15 protein-coding genes are annotated in these 15878 nt (G+C 71.4%); 9 read left to right on the top strand and 6 right to left on the bottom strand.

Annotation, left to right across the window (positions count from 1 at the left end; translation table 11 throughout):
* Positions 1 to 21 precede the first annotated feature (21 nt).
* Positions 22 to 993: an EamA family transporter gene (locus JIX55_RS18475; protein ID WP_257564409.1), complete on the bottom strand. Its 972-nt coding sequence runs from the start codon at positions 991 to 993 to the stop codon at positions 22 to 24.
* A gap of 153 nt (positions 994 to 1146) precedes the next feature.
* On the opposite strand from JIX55_RS18475, the gene JIX55_RS18480 reads away from it, so the two are divergent.
* Positions 1147 to 1683: a MarR family winged helix-turn-helix transcriptional regulator gene (locus tag JIX55_RS18480; RefSeq protein WP_257564410.1), complete on the top strand. Its 537-nt coding sequence runs from the start codon at positions 1147 to 1149 to the stop codon at positions 1681 to 1683.
* A gap of 63 nt (positions 1684 to 1746) precedes the next feature.
* On the opposite strand, the gene JIX55_RS18485 is transcribed toward JIX55_RS18480, so the two are convergent.
* Positions 1747 to 3234, bottom strand: coding sequence for an FAD-dependent monooxygenase (locus tag JIX55_RS18485; RefSeq protein ID WP_257564411.1), 1488 nt, complete (start codon positions 3232 to 3234; stop codon positions 1747 to 1749).
* A 109-nt stretch (positions 3235 to 3343) separates the two neighbouring features.
* Between JIX55_RS18485 and JIX55_RS18490 the strand changes: the two genes are divergently transcribed.
* Positions 3344 to 3940, top strand: coding sequence for a TetR/AcrR family transcriptional regulator (locus tag JIX55_RS18490; protein WP_257564412.1), 597 nt, complete (start codon positions 3344 to 3346; stop codon positions 3938 to 3940).
* Positions 3941 to 4081: 141 nt separating this feature from the next.
* On the opposite strand, the gene JIX55_RS18495 is transcribed toward JIX55_RS18490, so the two are convergent.
* The 3 genes from JIX55_RS18495 to JIX55_RS18505 form a co-directional block, all read right to left on the bottom strand.
* On the bottom strand, positions 4082 to 4333 hold the full coding sequence (locus JIX55_RS18495; protein ID WP_257564413.1) for a hypothetical protein: 252 nt from the start codon (positions 4331 to 4333) through the stop codon (positions 4082 to 4084).
* A gap of 221 nt (positions 4334 to 4554) precedes the next feature.
* Entirely contained in the window at positions 4555 to 6780 is a 2226-nt protein-coding gene (malQ, locus tag JIX55_RS18500; protein WP_443046449.1) for a 4-alpha-glucanotransferase, read from the bottom strand.
* Positions 6781 to 7017 (bottom strand): hypothetical protein, encoded by a 237-nt coding sequence (locus JIX55_RS18505; protein WP_257564415.1) that lies wholly within the window; start codon positions 7015 to 7017, stop codon positions 6781 to 6783.
* 222 nt (positions 7018 to 7239) lie between these two features.
* Here JIX55_RS18505 and JIX55_RS18510 point away from each other — a divergent pair, with 222 nt between their 5' ends.
* Genes JIX55_RS18510 through JIX55_RS18520 form a run of 3 tightly spaced genes read left to right on the top strand, consistent with a single transcriptional unit; the run spans position 7240 to position 9838 of the window.
* The gene (locus JIX55_RS18510; protein WP_257564416.1) at positions 7240 to 7773 is read left to right on the top strand and encodes a PadR family transcriptional regulator; all 534 of its coding nucleotides are present in this window, start codon (positions 7240 to 7242) and stop codon (positions 7771 to 7773) included.
* Positions 7770 to 8483: an ABC transporter ATP-binding protein gene (locus JIX55_RS18515; RefSeq protein ID WP_257564417.1), complete on the top strand. Its 714-nt coding sequence runs from the start codon at positions 7770 to 7772 to the stop codon at positions 8481 to 8483. Before JIX55_RS18510 ends, JIX55_RS18515 begins: the two co-directional genes overlap by 4 nt.
* Positions 8480 to 9838: an ABC transporter permease gene (locus JIX55_RS18520; protein WP_257564418.1), complete on the top strand. Its 1359-nt coding sequence runs from the start codon at positions 8480 to 8482 to the stop codon at positions 9836 to 9838. Before JIX55_RS18515 ends, JIX55_RS18520 begins: the two co-directional genes overlap by 4 nt.
* A gap of 152 nt (positions 9839 to 9990) precedes the next feature.
* Here JIX55_RS18520 and JIX55_RS18525 read toward each other — a convergent pair whose 3' ends face one another.
* Positions 9991 to 11094, bottom strand: coding sequence for a mechanosensitive ion channel family protein (locus JIX55_RS18525; RefSeq protein ID WP_257564419.1), 1104 nt, complete (start codon positions 11092 to 11094; stop codon positions 9991 to 9993).
* Between the two features lie 315 nt (positions 11095 to 11409).
* Between JIX55_RS18525 and JIX55_RS18530 the strand changes: the two genes are divergently transcribed.
* The 4 genes from JIX55_RS18530 to JIX55_RS18545 all read left to right on the top strand — a co-directional run bounded on the left by JIX55_RS18530 (position 11410) and on the right by JIX55_RS18545 (position 15851).
* A complete protein-coding gene (locus JIX55_RS18530) occupies positions 11410 to 11946 on the top strand; it encodes an HNH endonuclease (RefSeq protein WP_257564420.1) in 537 nt (178 codons plus the stop codon).
* Positions 11947 to 12145: 199 nt separating this feature from the next.
* Positions 12146 to 12982, top strand: a complete 837-nt coding sequence (locus JIX55_RS18535) for a hypothetical protein (RefSeq protein WP_257564421.1) — start codon at positions 12146 to 12148, stop codon at positions 12980 to 12982.
* A 165-nt stretch (positions 12983 to 13147) separates the two neighbouring features.
* The gene (locus JIX55_RS18540; RefSeq protein ID WP_257564422.1) at positions 13148 to 14386 is read left to right on the top strand and encodes an ROK family transcriptional regulator; all 1239 of its coding nucleotides are present in this window, start codon (positions 13148 to 13150) and stop codon (positions 14384 to 14386) included.
* Positions 14387 to 14513: 127 nt separating this feature from the next.
* Entirely contained in the window at positions 14514 to 15851 is a 1338-nt protein-coding gene (locus tag JIX55_RS18545) for an ABC transporter substrate-binding protein (RefSeq protein ID WP_257564423.1), read from the top strand.
* Positions 15852 to 15878: the final 27 nt, after the last annotated feature.

The raw sequence follows: 15878 nt of genomic DNA on the forward strand, positions 1-15878 counted from the left end.
ACACTTTCTCGGAAGCGCTGGTCACAGCCGTTCGTCGATGGCTGCGACCGGTTGTCCGCCCAGGGCCCGCCTGCCCCGGCTCTCCTCAGTGGGCTTCGAGGGAGTCGTCATGGGCCGTGTGCGCGGCTGGAGTTGGCCCAGGATCGTGGCGCCGAAGGCGAGAGTCATGCCCAGGAGCTGGAGGGGGGCGAGGGTCTGGTCGAGGGCCGCCCAGCCGACGACGGCCGCGGTCAGGGGGGAGAGAGGGCCGAGGAAGGTGACCTGGGTGGCGGACAGGCGGCCGATTCCCCGGAACCAGAGCCAGTAGGAGATGGCGGTGTTGGCGAGGGCGAGGTAGAGGTAGCCGCCGATCGCCCGGCCGTCCAGGGCTGGGGGCGCGCCCTCGACGAGGAGCGCGAGCGGGGCTATCAGGAGGCCGCCGGCGGTCAGTTGCCAGCCGGTGAGGGCGAGGGGGCCGACGCCGTCCGGGCGGCCCCAGCGCTTGGTGAGGACCGTGCCGGTGGACATGGAGGCGGTGGAGGCGAGCGCCGCGAGCACGCCGACCAGGTCGAGCGCGCCGGCCGCCTTCAGTACGACCAGGCTGACGCCGAGGGCCGCGGCGATCCCGGTGAGCAGCGTTCGTACGGTCGGCCGCTCCCCCAGCAGTACGGTCGCCAGGCCCGCGACGAACAGCGGGCCGACCGAGCCGACCACCGCCGCCATACCGCCCGGCAGCCGGTACGCGGAGAGGAAGAGGAGCGGGAAGAAGGCGCCGATGTTCAGCGCGCCCAGTACCGCGGCCTTCCCCCACCAGACCCCGCGCGGCAGCGTGCGTGAGATCGCCAGGAGCAGCAGACCCGCCGGAAGCGCCCGCACCAGTCCCGTGAACAGGGGGCGGTCGGCCGGCAGGAACTCGGTGGTGACGGCGTAGGTGGTGCCCCAGGAGATGGGGGCGAGCGCGGTCAGGGCTATGAGACGGAAACGGTTCGCGGTTCTCTCGGTGTTCGCGGTCATCGCGCGTGCCCTTCGCGGCTCGACTGAGGTGAAAACTGGCCCAACTGGCTGAAAACTGCCCAACTAGCTCACTCGCCATTAGCTTAGCACTAAGCAACTTTCCTTCAAGCTACTTTCTTGCGGCCGACCCAGCGGGCGTCCGATACTCACCTCATGAGCGCGAGCCCCAGGCCCCAGCGGTCCGAGCCGTCCGACCAGCCCCTCCGCGATCCCGTCGACGCGATCATCGACCAGTGGGCGCTCGTACGGCCCGACCTCGACACCACCGCGATGGAGGTGTTCGGGCGCGTCTACCGGCTCTCACGGGCGCTCGGCGACCGGATGGAGAAGGCGTACGCACGGTTCGGGATCTCGCGCGGGGAGTTCGACGTGCTCGCGACCCTGCGGCGGTCCGGCGAGCCGTACACGCTCTCGCCGCGCGAGCTCTCCGCGACGCTGATGCTCACCACGGGCGGCATGACCGGCCGCCTCGACAAACTCGAACGCGCGGGGCTGCTCCGCCGCTCCCCCGACCCGCACGACCGCCGCGCCCTCCAGGTCACCCTCACCGACGAGGGCCTGCGCCTGACCGACCAGGCCGTCGTGGCGGGCCTGACCGTCCAGACCGAGGCGCTGTCCCACCTGAACGAGGAACAGGCCGGCCAACTGGCCGACCTGCTGAGGATGTTGGTGGTGGGGACAGGGCCGTGACCGCAGCCCGAGAAGTCGACCGAGAAGTCGGCTGAGGGGCCGGACCGAGAGGCCGGGCAGGAACTAGGAAACGGCGCCGAGCGCCGCCGTCAGCGCCGCCTCGATCGTCGCGTCGTCCGCGCCCTCCGCCGCCCAGGCCACGTATCCGTCGGGCCGGACCAGCACGGTCGTACGGCGGTCGCTCGTCCAGCATGCGACGGCGAGGCGGTCCTCGCGGTCGCCGCGCGCGTACGGCTGGTCCGTGGCGCGCGGGGTGATCAGGACGAAGCGGCCGCCGCGCAGGGACTCGTAGAGGCGGCCGGTGGTCAGGGTGACGTCCGGGACGCGGGTGCCGACGAGCCGGTGGGCGCCGCGCGGGGCCGCGTACGTGTAGCCGAGGCCGGTGACCTGGCCGATGACGCGGGTGCGGGCCGGGGGGAGGTGGTTGACGAGGGTGGTGAGGGCGGCGCGGAGCGCCAGGGTCCAGGGGTGCTTGGCCATGGCGAGGCGGACGATGCCGCCGCTGCTGCGGAGTACCGCCTTGCCGACGGGGTGGCGTTCGGCCTCGTAGGTGTCGAGGAGGGCGGGGTCGGCGTGGCCGCCGAGTACCGCGGCGAGCTTCCAGCCGAGGTTCGCGGCGTCCTGGAGGCCGGTGTTCATGCCCTGGCCGCCGGCCGGGGTGTGGACGTGGGCGGCGTCCCCGGCGAGGAAGACGCGGCCGACCCGGTACGCGGGTGCCTGGCGCTCGTCGCTGTGGAAGCGGGACATCCAGCGGGCGTCGCGCATACCGTAGTCGCGGCCGAGCGCGAGCCGGGTGATCTCCCTGACCTCGTCGAGGTCGAGCGGCGTGCTGTCGGGGACGTCGCGGCCGCGGTGCCAGCCGATGATCCGGTAGTAGCCGTCTCCGAAGGGCGCGATGAAGGCGAAGGCGTCGCCGACGGCGTTCGCGGTCAGCACCTCGGCCGGCTTCTCGTCGAGCCGTACGTCCGCGAGGACCACGGAACGGATGACCGCCTTCCCGGGGAACGGCAGCCCGATCGCCTCACGGACCGCGCTGCGGTGCCCGTCCGTCCCGACGACGTACGCGGCGGTCAGCCGGTCCGGCTCGCCGGCCGGTCCTCGCAGTTCCACGGCGACCGTGCCCGAGCCGGCCTCCGCGCCCTGCTCGACCGCCGTCACCTCCGTCTCGTACCGGAACCGGACCCCGGCCTCCACCGCCCGCCGCTCCAGGACCTTCTCCACCTCGTACTGCGGGATCACGAGCAGGTGGTTGAAGCGGGAGGGAAGGGTGTCGAGGCGTACGGAGAGGCGGCCGAAGAGGTTGATGCGGTCGAGGGGCCGGCCCTGGGCCTCCAGCTCGTCGGCGAGGCCGCGGGCGTCGAGCTGCTCCAGCGTGCGGGCGTGCACGACGAAGGCGCGGGAGAGGTTGCTGATCTCGTGGCGGCGCTTCTCGACGAGCGTGACCGGGATGCCGGCGGCGGCCAGGTCGCCGGCCAGCAGCAGTCCGGTGGGGCCCGCGCCCACAACGATGACGTCGCGGGAGTCAGAGGTGTTGCCGTTCTTGCCGTTCATGGCGGCCTCCTGCCAACACTTGTTGGTCAACGGTTGTTGGCCAACGCCTGTTGTCAACGTAGAGAGAGACCTCTGGACTGTCAACAGGTGTTGGCCTACGTTTGTTGGCATGGCTCATACGGAACCCGACCCTCCCAGACCTCCCCGCCGCTCCGACGCCACCCGGCACGCGATCCTCCAGGCGGCGCGCGAGCGGTTCGCGGCCGACGGGTACGACCGGGCCACGATCCGGGCGATCGCCAAGGACGCGAAGATCGACCCGTCGATGGTCATGCGGTACTACGGCTCGAAGGAGGGGCTGTACGCCGCGGCACTCGACATCGATCTGCTGCTGCCCGATCCCACCGGGGTCGATCCACGGGACGTGGGCCGGACGCTGGTGAGCCACTTCCTCGATCTCTGGGAGAAGAACGAGGTGCTCACCGCGATGCTCCGGGTCGGCGCCACCAACCAGGCGGGCGCCGAGCGGATGCAGGGGGTGTTCCGGGACCAGCTGCTGCCGCTCGCCCGGCATGTGTGCCCGGATCCCGAGCAGGCCGCGACCCGGGCGGCGCTCTGTGCGTCACAGGTGCTGGGGATGGCTCTGGCGCGTTACATCCTGCGGTTCCAGCCGGCGGTCGCGCTGAGCCGCGAGGAGATCGTGGAGTGGCTGGGGCCGACGGTGCAGCGGTATCTCACGGCGCCTTACCCGACGCCGTACCCCTGAGCGGACCCGGAAAGCCCGGAGGCCGGGCCCGCCCCGGCCGGCCGGCCGGCCGGCCGGAAACACGTCGAGGGCACCCCCGGCGCACAGGTGTGCTGAGGGTGCCCTCGGTGGAAAGCGTCGAGAACGGTGGAGCGGTGGAGGTCAGGCCTTCGCCTTGGCCTTCGGCTGACGGTCCGTCGACCCGTCCAGGACCCAGACCAGTCCGGCGATCACCGCGAACAGCGCGAGCGGCGCCACGACGAAGAGACCCAGCGTCTCGATCACATTGAGGCCCTGGCCCGGGCCGTCGCCGTCGTCGGGCGTCAGCGCGAGCGCGGGGGACGACATGAGCAGCATCATCAGCGTCGTACCGGCGGCCAGGGCGCCGGCGCGCAGGGCGTTCTTCTTGTCCACGCCCCAAAGGTAACGAACGCGGGTGCGCTCCGCTCGGCCGGGGGTGCCTAATGGCTCGGGGGTGCGTGTGGTCCGGCGGGTGCGGGTGGTGTGTGGCTGGTCGCGCAGTTCCCCGCGCCCCTGAAAAGCAGGGGCCGCGCCCCGTGCCTTTCGGCCCGCAGGGCCGTCGTTCAACCAGCCACACACCCCCTGCAGTCGCCCATGCACCCCCGCCCCCCGAGTCATTGGGCGCCCCTCAGCACATCCACCAGGGCATGCAGCCGAGGTGACGCCGCCAGGTCCTCCAGCGTCACCGGGCGGCCGGACGCATCGGCGATGGGGAGGCGCCAGTTCGGGTACTGGTCCCACGTGCCGGGGAGGTTCTGGGGGCGGCGGTCGCCGATCGTGTCGGGGAGCCAGAGCCCGATCATGCGGGCGGGGGTCCGGAGGAGGAAGCGGTGGAGGGCCTGGATCGCGGCCTCCTCGGAGGCGGAGGAGATGCCTCCGCCGGCGCCGTTCAGCAGGCCCGTCCTGGTCAGCAGGGCCAGCCATTCGCCCGTGTCGGCTGCGGCCTCGGCCCGTTCCTCGTCCAGGGAGCGGGAGAGCAGGCCCAGGCCGTGGCGGAGGTCGACGTGATCGCAGGTCAGCCGGGAGGCGGTGGGCGGGAGGTCGTGGGTGGTGGCGGTGGCGAGGCAGTTCGCTCGCCACCGTTCGGGCGGGAGAGGGCGGCCGGTGCCCTCCCAGTCACGTTCGAACCAGAGGACGGAGGTGCCGAGGACGCCGCGTGCGTCCAGGGCCTCGCGTACACCGGGCTCGACCGTGCCCAGGTCCTCGCCGATCACCAGGGCGTCGGCTCGTGAGGCCTCCAGGACCAGGATCGCGAGCATGGCGTCGGCGTCGTAGCGGACGTAGGTGCCCTCGGTCGGTGCCTGGCCCTGCGGGACCCACCACAGGCGGAAGAGGCCCATGACGTGGTCGATGCGGAGGGCGCCCGCGTGCCGGAGGAGGGCGCGGAGGAGACGGCGGTAGGGGGCGTAGCCGGACTCGGCGAGGCGGTCGGGGCGCCAGGGGGGCAGGCCCCAGTCCTGGCCGCGGGAGTTGAAGGCGTCGGGGGGCGCGCCGATCGACATGCCGGCGGCGAAGTGCTCCTGCTGGGCCCATGCGTCGGCGCCGCCGGGGTGGACGCCGACCGCCAGGTCGTGCACCAGGCCGATCGGCATGCCGGCGTCGCGCGCGGAGCGCTGTGCGGTGCCGAGCTGGGCGTCGGTGAGCCAGGCCAGGCGGGTGTGGAAGTCGACGCGGTCCATCAACTCGCCGCGGGCGCGGACTGTTTCGGGGGAACGCGGGTCGCGAAGGCCCGTCGGCCAGCGCTGCCAGTCGGAGCCGTACACCTCCGCGAGCGCGCACCAGGTGGCGTGGTCCTCCAGCGCCTCGCCCTCCTCGGCGAGGAAGTCCCAGTACGCGGCCCGCCGCCCGGGGCCGAGCGGTACGGCACGCACCAGTTCCAGCGCCTCGCGCTTGAGTTCCCACACCGCGTCCCGGTCGATCAGCTCGCCCTTGGCCAGGACGGATTCCCGCAGCCGCGCGGCCCGTTCCAGCAGGGCGGCGAGGCGGTCGCGGTCGTCGGGGGACGAGGAGGCGTACACGTACTCCTGGATGTCCTCGACGCGCAGGTGGACGGGGTCGGGGTAGCGGCGGGAGGAGGGGCGGTACGGGGAGGGGTCGGTGGGGGTGCCGGGGACGGCCGCGTGCAGCGGGTTGACCTGGACGAATCCGGCGCCGAGGGCGCGGCCGGCCCAGGCGGTGAGTTCGGCGAGGTCGCCGAGGTCGCCCATGCCCCAACTGCGCCGGGAGAGGAGGGAGTAGAGCTGGACGAGGAGTCCGTAGGTGCGGCCGGGCGGGGCGGGCAGCCGGGCCGGGGCCACGACGAGGTGGGCCTCGGCGGTACGGCCGTCGGGGGCGGTGACGCTCAGGGCGTGCACGCCCGGGGGCAGCTTCTCGACGGTGGAGCGGAGTTCGCCCTGCTCGGTCGTGATACGCAGCCGGGTGCCGGGCGGGAGGGCGGTCAGGGCGTCGGGGGGCGCGCCGTCGGCCCAGCGGACCACGGTGGGCGGCAACAGCCGTTCCCCGAGCTGCCGTTCGCGTGCCGCGAGGGCGGCCCGTACGGCCTCGGGGGTGCTCGCGTCGACGTCCAGTGCGGCGAGAGCGGCGACGACCGCGCCGGCCGAGGCCGCGACCGTACGGTCCGGGGAGGGACTGTAGGAGGTGGCGACACCGTGCAGCGCGGCGAGCCGGGACAAGGGTGTCTCCGGTGGCGGCCCTCCGGGATCGGCCGGGCTGGGTGGCGGATCTGCGGGATCCACCGGGCGTGGGCGCGGATCACCGGAATCGGTCGGTGGAGACGACTCCTCGCCCGAATCGGTCGAGTGTAGTGGCAGATCCCCGGAATCGGCCGGGTGTGGTGGCATCTAGACCCCCGATGCGGCGCCGTTGGACGTGGGTTCGCTGGTGAGGGGAGCCGCGTCGGCGAGGGGCGGCTCGCTGGTGAGGGGGGCGGCGTCGGGGAGCGGGGGCTCGCTGGTGAGCGGGACGTCGGCGCAGGGGCCCTCCGCGCTGAACACGCAGACGTGGGGTTCGAGGAGCTCGAAGGGCTGCGCCTCGCGTTTGGAGCGGGCCGGGGTCGGAAGGTGAGCCGGTGCGGCCACGGGGGCCTCCTTGTCGTCGTACGGCGATGGGGTGCGGGTCCGGGGTACTCCAGCCCTACCCAGCGGGCGCCGCCGCAGACGTGGGTGTACGTACATCGTGGCTTTGGTCACTTCGGCGTCGGGGTCCTGTTCTCTTCGGCTTCCCTTCAGCATCGGCCATGGCGGGACCACTTTCCCGCTCGCTATTCACTCAGTACATATACTCAGTGCATACTGGTTCCCATGAGCACCCGCCACATCCTGTTGGGGCTGCTCGCCGGTGGGCCGAGCCATGGCTACGACCTCAAGCGACGGCACGACGAACGCTTCCCGCAGGCCCGCCCGCTGGCCTACGGGCAGGTCTACACGACCTTGCAGCGGCTGGTCCGCGACGGCCTCGCCGAGATCGACGGCACCGAGGCCGACAGCGGTCCGGAGCGGACGATGTACCGCTCGACGGACGAGGGGGCGCGCGAACTGGCCAAGTGGGCCGGGGAGATCACACCGCCCGCGCCGTTCGTGACGAACGAGATCTTCGCCAAGCTCGTCGTCTCGATCCTCGCCGACGGCGACCCGGCCGCCTACCTCCGGGCGCAGCGCACCGCGCACATGACGCGGATGCGGGAGCTGACGGCCGTGAAGACCGCGCCGACAGCCGATCTCGCGACCGTGCTCGCGGCGGACTACGCCCTCAACCATCTCGACGCCGACCTCCGCTGGATGAACACCACCACGGCCCGGCTGACCACCCTGACCGCGGAGGTCGACGCAGCATGAACGAGAAGAACCCCAGCCCCGTGCCGCTGCTCGCGGCCCGCGGCCTCGTCAAGGAGCACGGCAGGACGCGGGCGCTGCGCGGCGCCTCGGTGGAGCTGCGCCAGGGCGAGATCCTCGCCGTCACCGGGGCCAGCGGCAGCGGCAAGTCCACCTTGCTGCACTGTCTGGCGGGGATCGTCCGGCCGGACGAGGGCTCGGTGACGTACGCCGGGCAGCGGCTCGACCAGCTCGCGGAGAAGCAGCTCAGCGAGTTGCGCCGGACGGACTTCGGGGTCGTCTTCCAGTTCGGGCAGCTGATACCCGAGCTGACGGCCGTCGACAATGTCGCGCTGCCGCTGCTGCTGGCCGGCACGGCACGGAAGGCGGCGCGGGAGCGGGCCGGTGAGTGGCTGGAGCGGTTCGGCGTACGCGGGCAGGAGGAGCAGCGGCCCGGGGAGATGAGCGGCGGGCAGGCGCAGCGGGTGTCGCTGGCGCGGGCGCTGGTGACCGCGCCGAAGGTGGTGTTCGCGGACGAGCCGACCGGGGCGCTGGACTCGCTGGCGAGCGAGCAGGTGATGGCGGCGCTGACGCACGCGGCCCGGGAGTCCGGTACGGCGGTGCTGCTGATCACGCACGACGCGCAGACCGCGGCGTACGCGGACCGCGAGGTCACGCTGAAGGACGGCGTCGTGGTCTCCGAGGCCGACGCGTCGCTGGGGGTGTCCCGGTGAACGCTCTGGCGAACGATCTCCGCCTCGCCCTGCTGCTGACCCGGGGCTCCGACCGGCGCGAGTGGTGGCGGGTGACGCTGACGGGGCTGGGGGCGGCGTTGGCGACGGCGTTCGGCCTGGCGGCGGGCGTGCTGGCCTCGATGAAGGGCAGCTACCGGGTGGACATGGCCGCCGGTCTGCTGGACAACCCCGGTGAACGCTCCGGAGTGATCGTCACCCTGCTGTTCCTGCTGGTCCCCGTGCTCGGGTTCCTCGGCCAGTGCACCCGGGTGGGTGCCGTCCACCGGGACCGGCGGCTGGCCGGGCTGCGACTGGCCGGCGCGTCGGCGGGCCAGGTACGCCGGATCGCGGCGCTGGAGACGGGGCTGGCCTGCCTGGCCGGCTCACTGGTCACGACGGTCGTCTTCGTGGTGTTCCTGCTGAGCGAGTGGCGGAGCCCCACCGTGGTGGCCTGGATCGTGATCGCGCTGGTGGCGCTGGGCGTGCCGGTGCTGGGCGCGGGCGCGAGCGTGCTGGCGCTGCGCCGAGTGGTGGCCTCGCCGCTGGGCTGGGTGCGCCGGGTGGGGCCGACCACGGGCCGGGGGCCGGTGTGGGTGTTCCTGGGAGCGGTGGCACTGCTGGTGCTCGTGACGCTCCTCGCCGTCGCCAACACCACCCGGAACATGGCCTACTCGTCCGGCAAGGCTCCGCTGATCGTCTGCGGCGCGCTGCTCGCGGTGGGCGCGGGCGCGGTGCTGCTGTCCGGCATCGTCTCGACGCTCACCGGCCGGCTGCTCGCCGCGCGCGCCGAGAACCCGGCGGTGCTGATCGCCGCCGAGCGGCTGCGCGACGACCCGTGGGCGGCGGCCCGTACCCACGCGGCCGTCATCATGGGGGCCGTGGTCGGCAGCGGGTACATCGGCATACGGCAGGCGCTGCTCGCGACAGTCAGCAGTCAGCAGCACCTGGCCGAGAACGACGACTTCTACATCACCGGTCTGAACTTCACCGCCGCCGCCATCCTCGTCGGCTTCGCCGTCACCCTGTTCGGGCTGGCCGTCGGCACCGCCGAGTCGCTCGCCACCCGCCGCCGGGGCCTGGCCGCGCAGGTCGCCGCCGGGGTGCCGTACGAGGTGCTGAGCCGCGCCCTGCTCCTGGAGACCGCCCTGCCGCTGGCGCCCTCGGTGCTGGTGGGCGGGGCCGGGGGCACGGTGATCGCCTTCACGTACGTCATGGCCATGGGCGGCACCTCGGTCCTGCCGTTCGGGGCGCTGCTGGTGCCCGTCGGGGTGTACGGCGCCTGTCTGCTGGCGGCGGCCACGTCGCTGCCGCTGCTGCGGCGGACGGTCAGGCCCGGGGAGCTGCGGTACGTGTAGGCCTCCGGCCTGGCGTCCCGGGGGGACGGGGGTGCTCCCGGGGCGCGAGAGGGGCGGGGAAAGGGCCGGGGAAGAGCGGGGGAAGCAGTGGGGGCGCCCGGAGAGATCCGGGCGCCCCCACTGCCGTACACCACCCCGTGTGCGCCTAAGCGCTACTTCGGCACGCCCGAGGGCGCGATCGGCGTCGCCCGCTCCGACTGCGGGGACGTGGTGGAGGCGTAGGCCGACGGGGGTGCCATGCCGGCCGTCGGGTCGGCGTCCGTGTCGTCGGCCGCGAGGGCCGGGACGCCGCCGACGATGCGGATGTCGGCGGCGTCGAAGGCCTTCTTGATGCGCCAGCGCAGTTCGCGCTCGACGGTGAGGGCCTTGCCGGGCATGGTCTTGGCGGAGACGCGCACGATCATCGAGTCCAGGAGCACGTCGTCGAGGCCGAGGACCTCGATGGGGCCCCAGAGGAGTTCGTTCCAGGGCTCTTCCTTGCTCATCGCCTCGCCGACCTCCAGGAGGGTGCGGCGGACCTTGTCGAGGTCCTCGTCGTAGCGGACGGTGACGTCGACGCCGGCCGTGGCCCAGCCCTGGGAGAGGTTGCCGATGCGCTTGACCTCGCCGTTGCGGACGTACCAGATCTCGCCGTTGTCGCCGCGCAGCTTGGTGACGCGCAGGCCGACCTCGATGACCTCGCCGGAGGCGACGCCCGCGTCGACGGTGTCGCCGACGCCGTACTGGTCCTCCAGGATCATGAAGACGCCGGAGAGGAAGTCCGTGACCAGGTTCCGGGCGCCGAAACCGATGGCGACGCCCGCGACACCGGCGGAGGCCAGCAGCGGGGCGAGGTTGATCTCGAAGGTGGCGAGGACCATCAGGGCGGCGGTGCCCATGATGAGGAAGGACGCCACGGAGCGCAGTACCGAGCCGATCGCCTGGGAGCGCTGGCGGCGACGCTCCACGTTGACGAGCAGGCCGCCGAGGGTGGTGCCCTCGACGCCGGGGACGGAGCGGTTCATCCGGTCTATCAGCTTGGTGATCGCCCGCCGGACCACCACTCTCAGCACCGCCGCTATCACGACGATCAACAGGACGCGGAGACCGATGGCCAGCCATGTGGACCAGTTCTCCTCCACCCAGCTGGCGGCGTTGGTCGCGCTCTCCTGGGCGTCCTCCAGAGACGGCACGGCCGGTGTCGTCGCCGTCTCCGAGGGAGACGGCGACGGCGTGGCGGCTGCCAGCAGGAGGGACAGGGAAGAAACGGACGACACGGCGGGTACCTCCAGGTGCGTTATCTGCCCTCCGGTACGGCGGTCAAGATCCATCTGGTCACGGAAAGGTCACCGGACGGGCAGGCCCACCACACTAACGGGGCATTGTGTGGAGGTCGCCGCCATGTTCGAGGGAGACAGGGCGCTCACCAGGGAGTGAAGGGCGCACACTGCGGGGGATGAATCAGGGTGTGGTCGAAAACACTCCCAGCCCGTTACCGGGACATGGTGGCGCTTCCACCAGGCATGAGGGGAGACTGACTACGGATCGTCCACGGCGCGAGCCACGCGCCGCCGGCGTACAAGGAGGCATCCGTGCCGCACGTCCTGGTCCTCAACGCGTCGTACGAGCCGCTCGGCGTCGTACCGCTCCGCCGCGCGCTCGTCCTCGTCCTGGAGAACAAGGCAGTCTCCCTGGAAGAATCCGGCGCCTATCTGCACAGCGCGACCGTCACGCTCCCCGCACCCAGCGTGGTCCGGCTCAAGCGATTCGTCCGGGTTCCCTATCGGGGGCCCGTTCCTCTCACCCGTCGGGCGCTGTTCGCCCGCGACGGGGGCCGGTGCATGTACTGCGGTGGCGTCGCAACCAGCGTCGACCACGTCATCCCGCGCAGTCGCGGGGGCAAGCACGTCTGGGACAACGTGGTGGCGTCCTGCCGCCGCTGCAACCACGTCAAGGCCGACCGGCATCTCGTCGAGATCGGCTGGCGGCTCCGCCACAAACCCGCCCCGCCCACCGGCCTGGCCTGGCGCATCATCGGCACCGGCCATAGGGACCCGCGCTGGCTGCCCTACCTGCAGCCGTTCGGCGCGGACGACGCGTTGGCCCGGATCGACGGCATCTCCGCCTGACGGTCCGGGTTTTTGCATGTCCGGGTGCCCCACGACGGGGCACCCGGAACGCTCGCATCCGGTTGACCTGCGCATTCGTTACCGTCTTCACAGGTGCGCCACGTTCCCCCCACAACGATGATCACCTAGTGTCACCCCCAAGGGGGGCCCTTGTTCTGGAGCGCAACGCCCGGGGGCCCGCTTCGAATGTGGGGAATTCATGCGAAAGCTCGCCATAGGTGCCGCGATGTCCGGCGCCCTGGCTCTCACCGGCCTGGCCGCGCCCGCCGCGCTGGCCGACTCGCCCGACCTGACCTTCGGTGCCGTCACGGTGAACAACGGCAAGCCGATCGCGGTCGGCACCAAGGCCACGGTGACCGTTCCGGTCACGTACAGCTTCACCCGCCCGTCGGACTTCGCCGTCGACTACGAGACGAACTACCTGGGCATCGTCCTGTACCGCGGCAGGCTCGCGGACCCCGACAACGGACTGGAGGACCTCTCCAGGCCACCCAAGTGCACCCCGACCGCGACGACGGACACCACGGTGACCGAGTCGTGCACGACGGTACTCACCGTGAACCCGCGTGAGCAGCTGATGGGCGCCGCGGACGCCACCACCTGGAAGGCCGGCGCCTTCTACGGTCATCTGTCGATGGACAACGACGACTCCGACGACCACATCAGCTTCGAGAACGGCTACGACCTGTGGGGCGGCCTCGGCACGGCCAAGCTGCAGCGGATCGCCAAGCTCACCACCAACGCCACCCCGGAGCCGGTCGTCAAGGGCAAGACCCTGACCGTCAAGGGCAGCCTCACCCGCGCCGACTGGGCCAAGCGGAGCTACACCGGCTACAAGGGCCAGAAGGTGACCCTCCAGTTCAAGGCCAAGGGCGCCACCGCCTACACGGACGTGAAGACGGTGACCTCCGGCACGGCCGGGGCCCTGTCCACCACCGTGAAGGCATCGAAGGACGGCTCGTACCGCTACACGTTCGCGGGTACGTCCACCACCGCGGCGAAGACGTCCGCGGCGGATTACGTCGACGTGAAGTGACATGAGCTAACACCGCCTCCCGCGTCGCGGGCACCGCCCCCAGGTAACGACTCCGTTGCCCGGGGGCGGTTTTTGTTGGCCGGATATTGACGCCCCTCTGGTCTAGTCCTATCGTCCTGGCATCCGACAGGAAACTTTCCTAACAGTTGGGCAGGTGGCGTCCACATGGCAGGAACCCCCCGCGTGCTGCGCGCCATGAACGACCGCGCCGCACTCGATCTGCTGCTGGAGCACGGACCGCTCTCCCGGACGCGGCTCGGCAAGCTGACGGGGCTGTCGAAGCCGACCGCCTCGCAGCTCCTGGCCCGGCTCGAAGCCGCCGGACTCGTGATCGCCACGGGCACCGGCACGGACGGTTCCGACACCGACGGTTCCGGCGAGAGCGGCTCCGGCGCGGGCCGACCCGGCCCCAACGCCCAGCTCTACGCGGTCGACCCGACCGCCGCGTACGCCGCCGGCCTCGACGTCACCCCCGAGCGCGTCCTCGCCGCCGTCGCCGACATCACCGGCCGCACGGTGGGCGAGTACGCCGTCCCCACCCCCGGACGCCGCGCCGCCGAACCCGTCGTACGGCAGGTCACCACCGCCCTCGACGGGGCGGTCAAGGCCGCCGGGCTCGTCCGGTCGGACGTGCGCCGGCTGGTCATCGGAACTCCCGGCGCCTTCGACCCCAACACCGGGCGGCTGCGGTACGCCTCCCATCTGCCCGGCTGGCACTCCCCCACCCTCCTCGACGAACTCGCCGCCGCGCTGCCGATGCCGGTGGAGTACGAGAACGACGTGAACCTCGCCGCCGTCGCCGAACAACGGCTGGGCGCGGCCAAGGGCCACGACGACTTCGTGCTGCTGTGGAACGAGGGCGGTCTCGGCGCCGCGGTGGTCCTGGGCGGACGGCTGCACCGGGGGTTCACCGGGGGTGCCGGGGAGGTCGGGTTCCTGCCCGTGCCGGGCGCTCCGCTGGTCCGGCAGGTGACCAAGGCGAACAGCGGGGGTTTCCAGGAACTCGCCGGTTCGCAGGTCATTCCCCGGCTCGCCCGTGAGCTGGGGATCTCTCCGGTGCCGGAGGGGCCGTACGCGGAGGTCGCCACGGCGCTGGTGGCGAGGGCCGCGGACATCGACTCCGGGCCCCACCGACAACTTCTGGCCACATATGCCACCGGGCTCGCCACGGGTATCGCTTCACTGGTGGCCGTGCTCGACCCCGAGGTCGTCGTGCTCAGCGGTACGGCGTTGACCGCGGGTGGCGAGCCGCTGCGTGCCCTTGTCCAGACCGAGTTGGCGGAGCTGGCGGCTTCGCGGCCGCGGCTCGTGCTCGGTGATGTACGTGAACACCCTGTGCTGCGAGGGGCGTTGGAGAGTGCGCTCACCACTACGCGCGACGAAGTCTTTGACACCTCCCGCTGATCGATCGCTCTGAAACTGCCGGCCGTCCGTGGCTGGTCGCGCAGTTCCCCGCGCCCCTCTGGGGCGCGCTTCCCCCACCTCTCGTCTCACCTCACCTCACCTCACCCTGCCCTCAGGAGACCCCGCCATGTCCGGAATATCCAAGAACGCGGCGATCGCTCTCGCCGCCACCGCCTCCCTCGCCCTCCTCGCCACCGCCTGCACCGGTCAGGCCGAGACCACCGCGTCCGACGACCCGAACGCCAAGACGACGATCACCTTCTGGCACGGGTGGAGTGCGCCCACCGAGGCGAAGGCGATCCAGGCGAATGTCGACCGGTTCGAGAAGGAGCACCCGAACATCACGGTGAAGGTCGTCGGGAACATCAATGACGACAAGCTCAACCAGGCACTGCGGGCGGGCGGTTCGAAGGGGCCCGACGTGGTGTCGTCGTTCACGACGTCGAACATCGGCAAGTTCTGTTCGTCGGGGGCGTTCCTCGATCTGAAGCCCTTCATCGAGAAGTCGAAGCTCGACCTCGACAAGATCATCCCGAAGCCGATGCTGGACTACACACAGTTCGAGGGCACGCGTTGCGCGCTGCCGCTGCTCGGGGACGCGTACGGGCTCTACTACAACATGGACGCGTTCGAGAAGGCGGGCATCACGTCGCCGCCGAAGACGTGGTCGGAGTTCGCGAAGGTCGCCAAGAAGCTCACCAAGACCAAGGGCGACAGCTACTCACAGCTCGGCTTCATGCCGAACTACCACGGCTACGAGACGGTCGTGGACCACTACATGTCGCAGTGGGACCACACGTACTTCGACGCGGACGGCAAGTCGAACATCGCCCAGGACCCGGCGTTCGCGGAGATGTTCACGTACCAGAAGAGCCTGGTGGACTCCCTCGGCGGCTTCGGGAAGCTGGAGAAGTACCGCAACACCTTCGGTGACGAGTGGGGTGCCAAGCACCCGTTCCAGACGGGCCAGGTGGCCATGCAGCTGGACGGTGAGTGGCGGCTCGGGATGGCGCGGGACGCCGGGACCGACTTCGAGATCGGCACCGCCCCTATGCCCGTGGCAGACGACGAGGTGGACGAGTACGGCAAGGGCTTCCTCTCCGGCACCATCATCGGTATCGCACCGCAGAGCGAGAAGCAGAACGCGGCCTGGGAGCTGGTGAAGTACCTGACGACCGACACCGAGGCCGTCGTCTCCTTCGCCAACGCCATCCACAACGTGCCGTCCACGTTCGCGGCCCTGAAGTCGCCCGACCTGAAGGTGGACGAGGGCTTCCAGACGTTCCTGGACATCGCCCGGAACCCGGAGTCGAACACCCCGCCGGCCTCGATCAACGGCTCCACGTACCAGACGACGCTCCAGGACTTCGGCTACCAGTACGAGTCCGGCAAGGTGACGGACCTCCAGAAGGGTCTGGAGAAGACCGCGAAGCAGATCGACACCGACATCGCGCAGGCGAAGTAGCGGTAGCGGCAACGATCCGATGTCCAC

Source organism: Streptomyces sp. DSM 40750, from assembly GCF_024612035.1.
GTDB lineage: Bacteria > Actinomycetota > Actinomycetes > Streptomycetales > Streptomycetaceae > Streptomyces.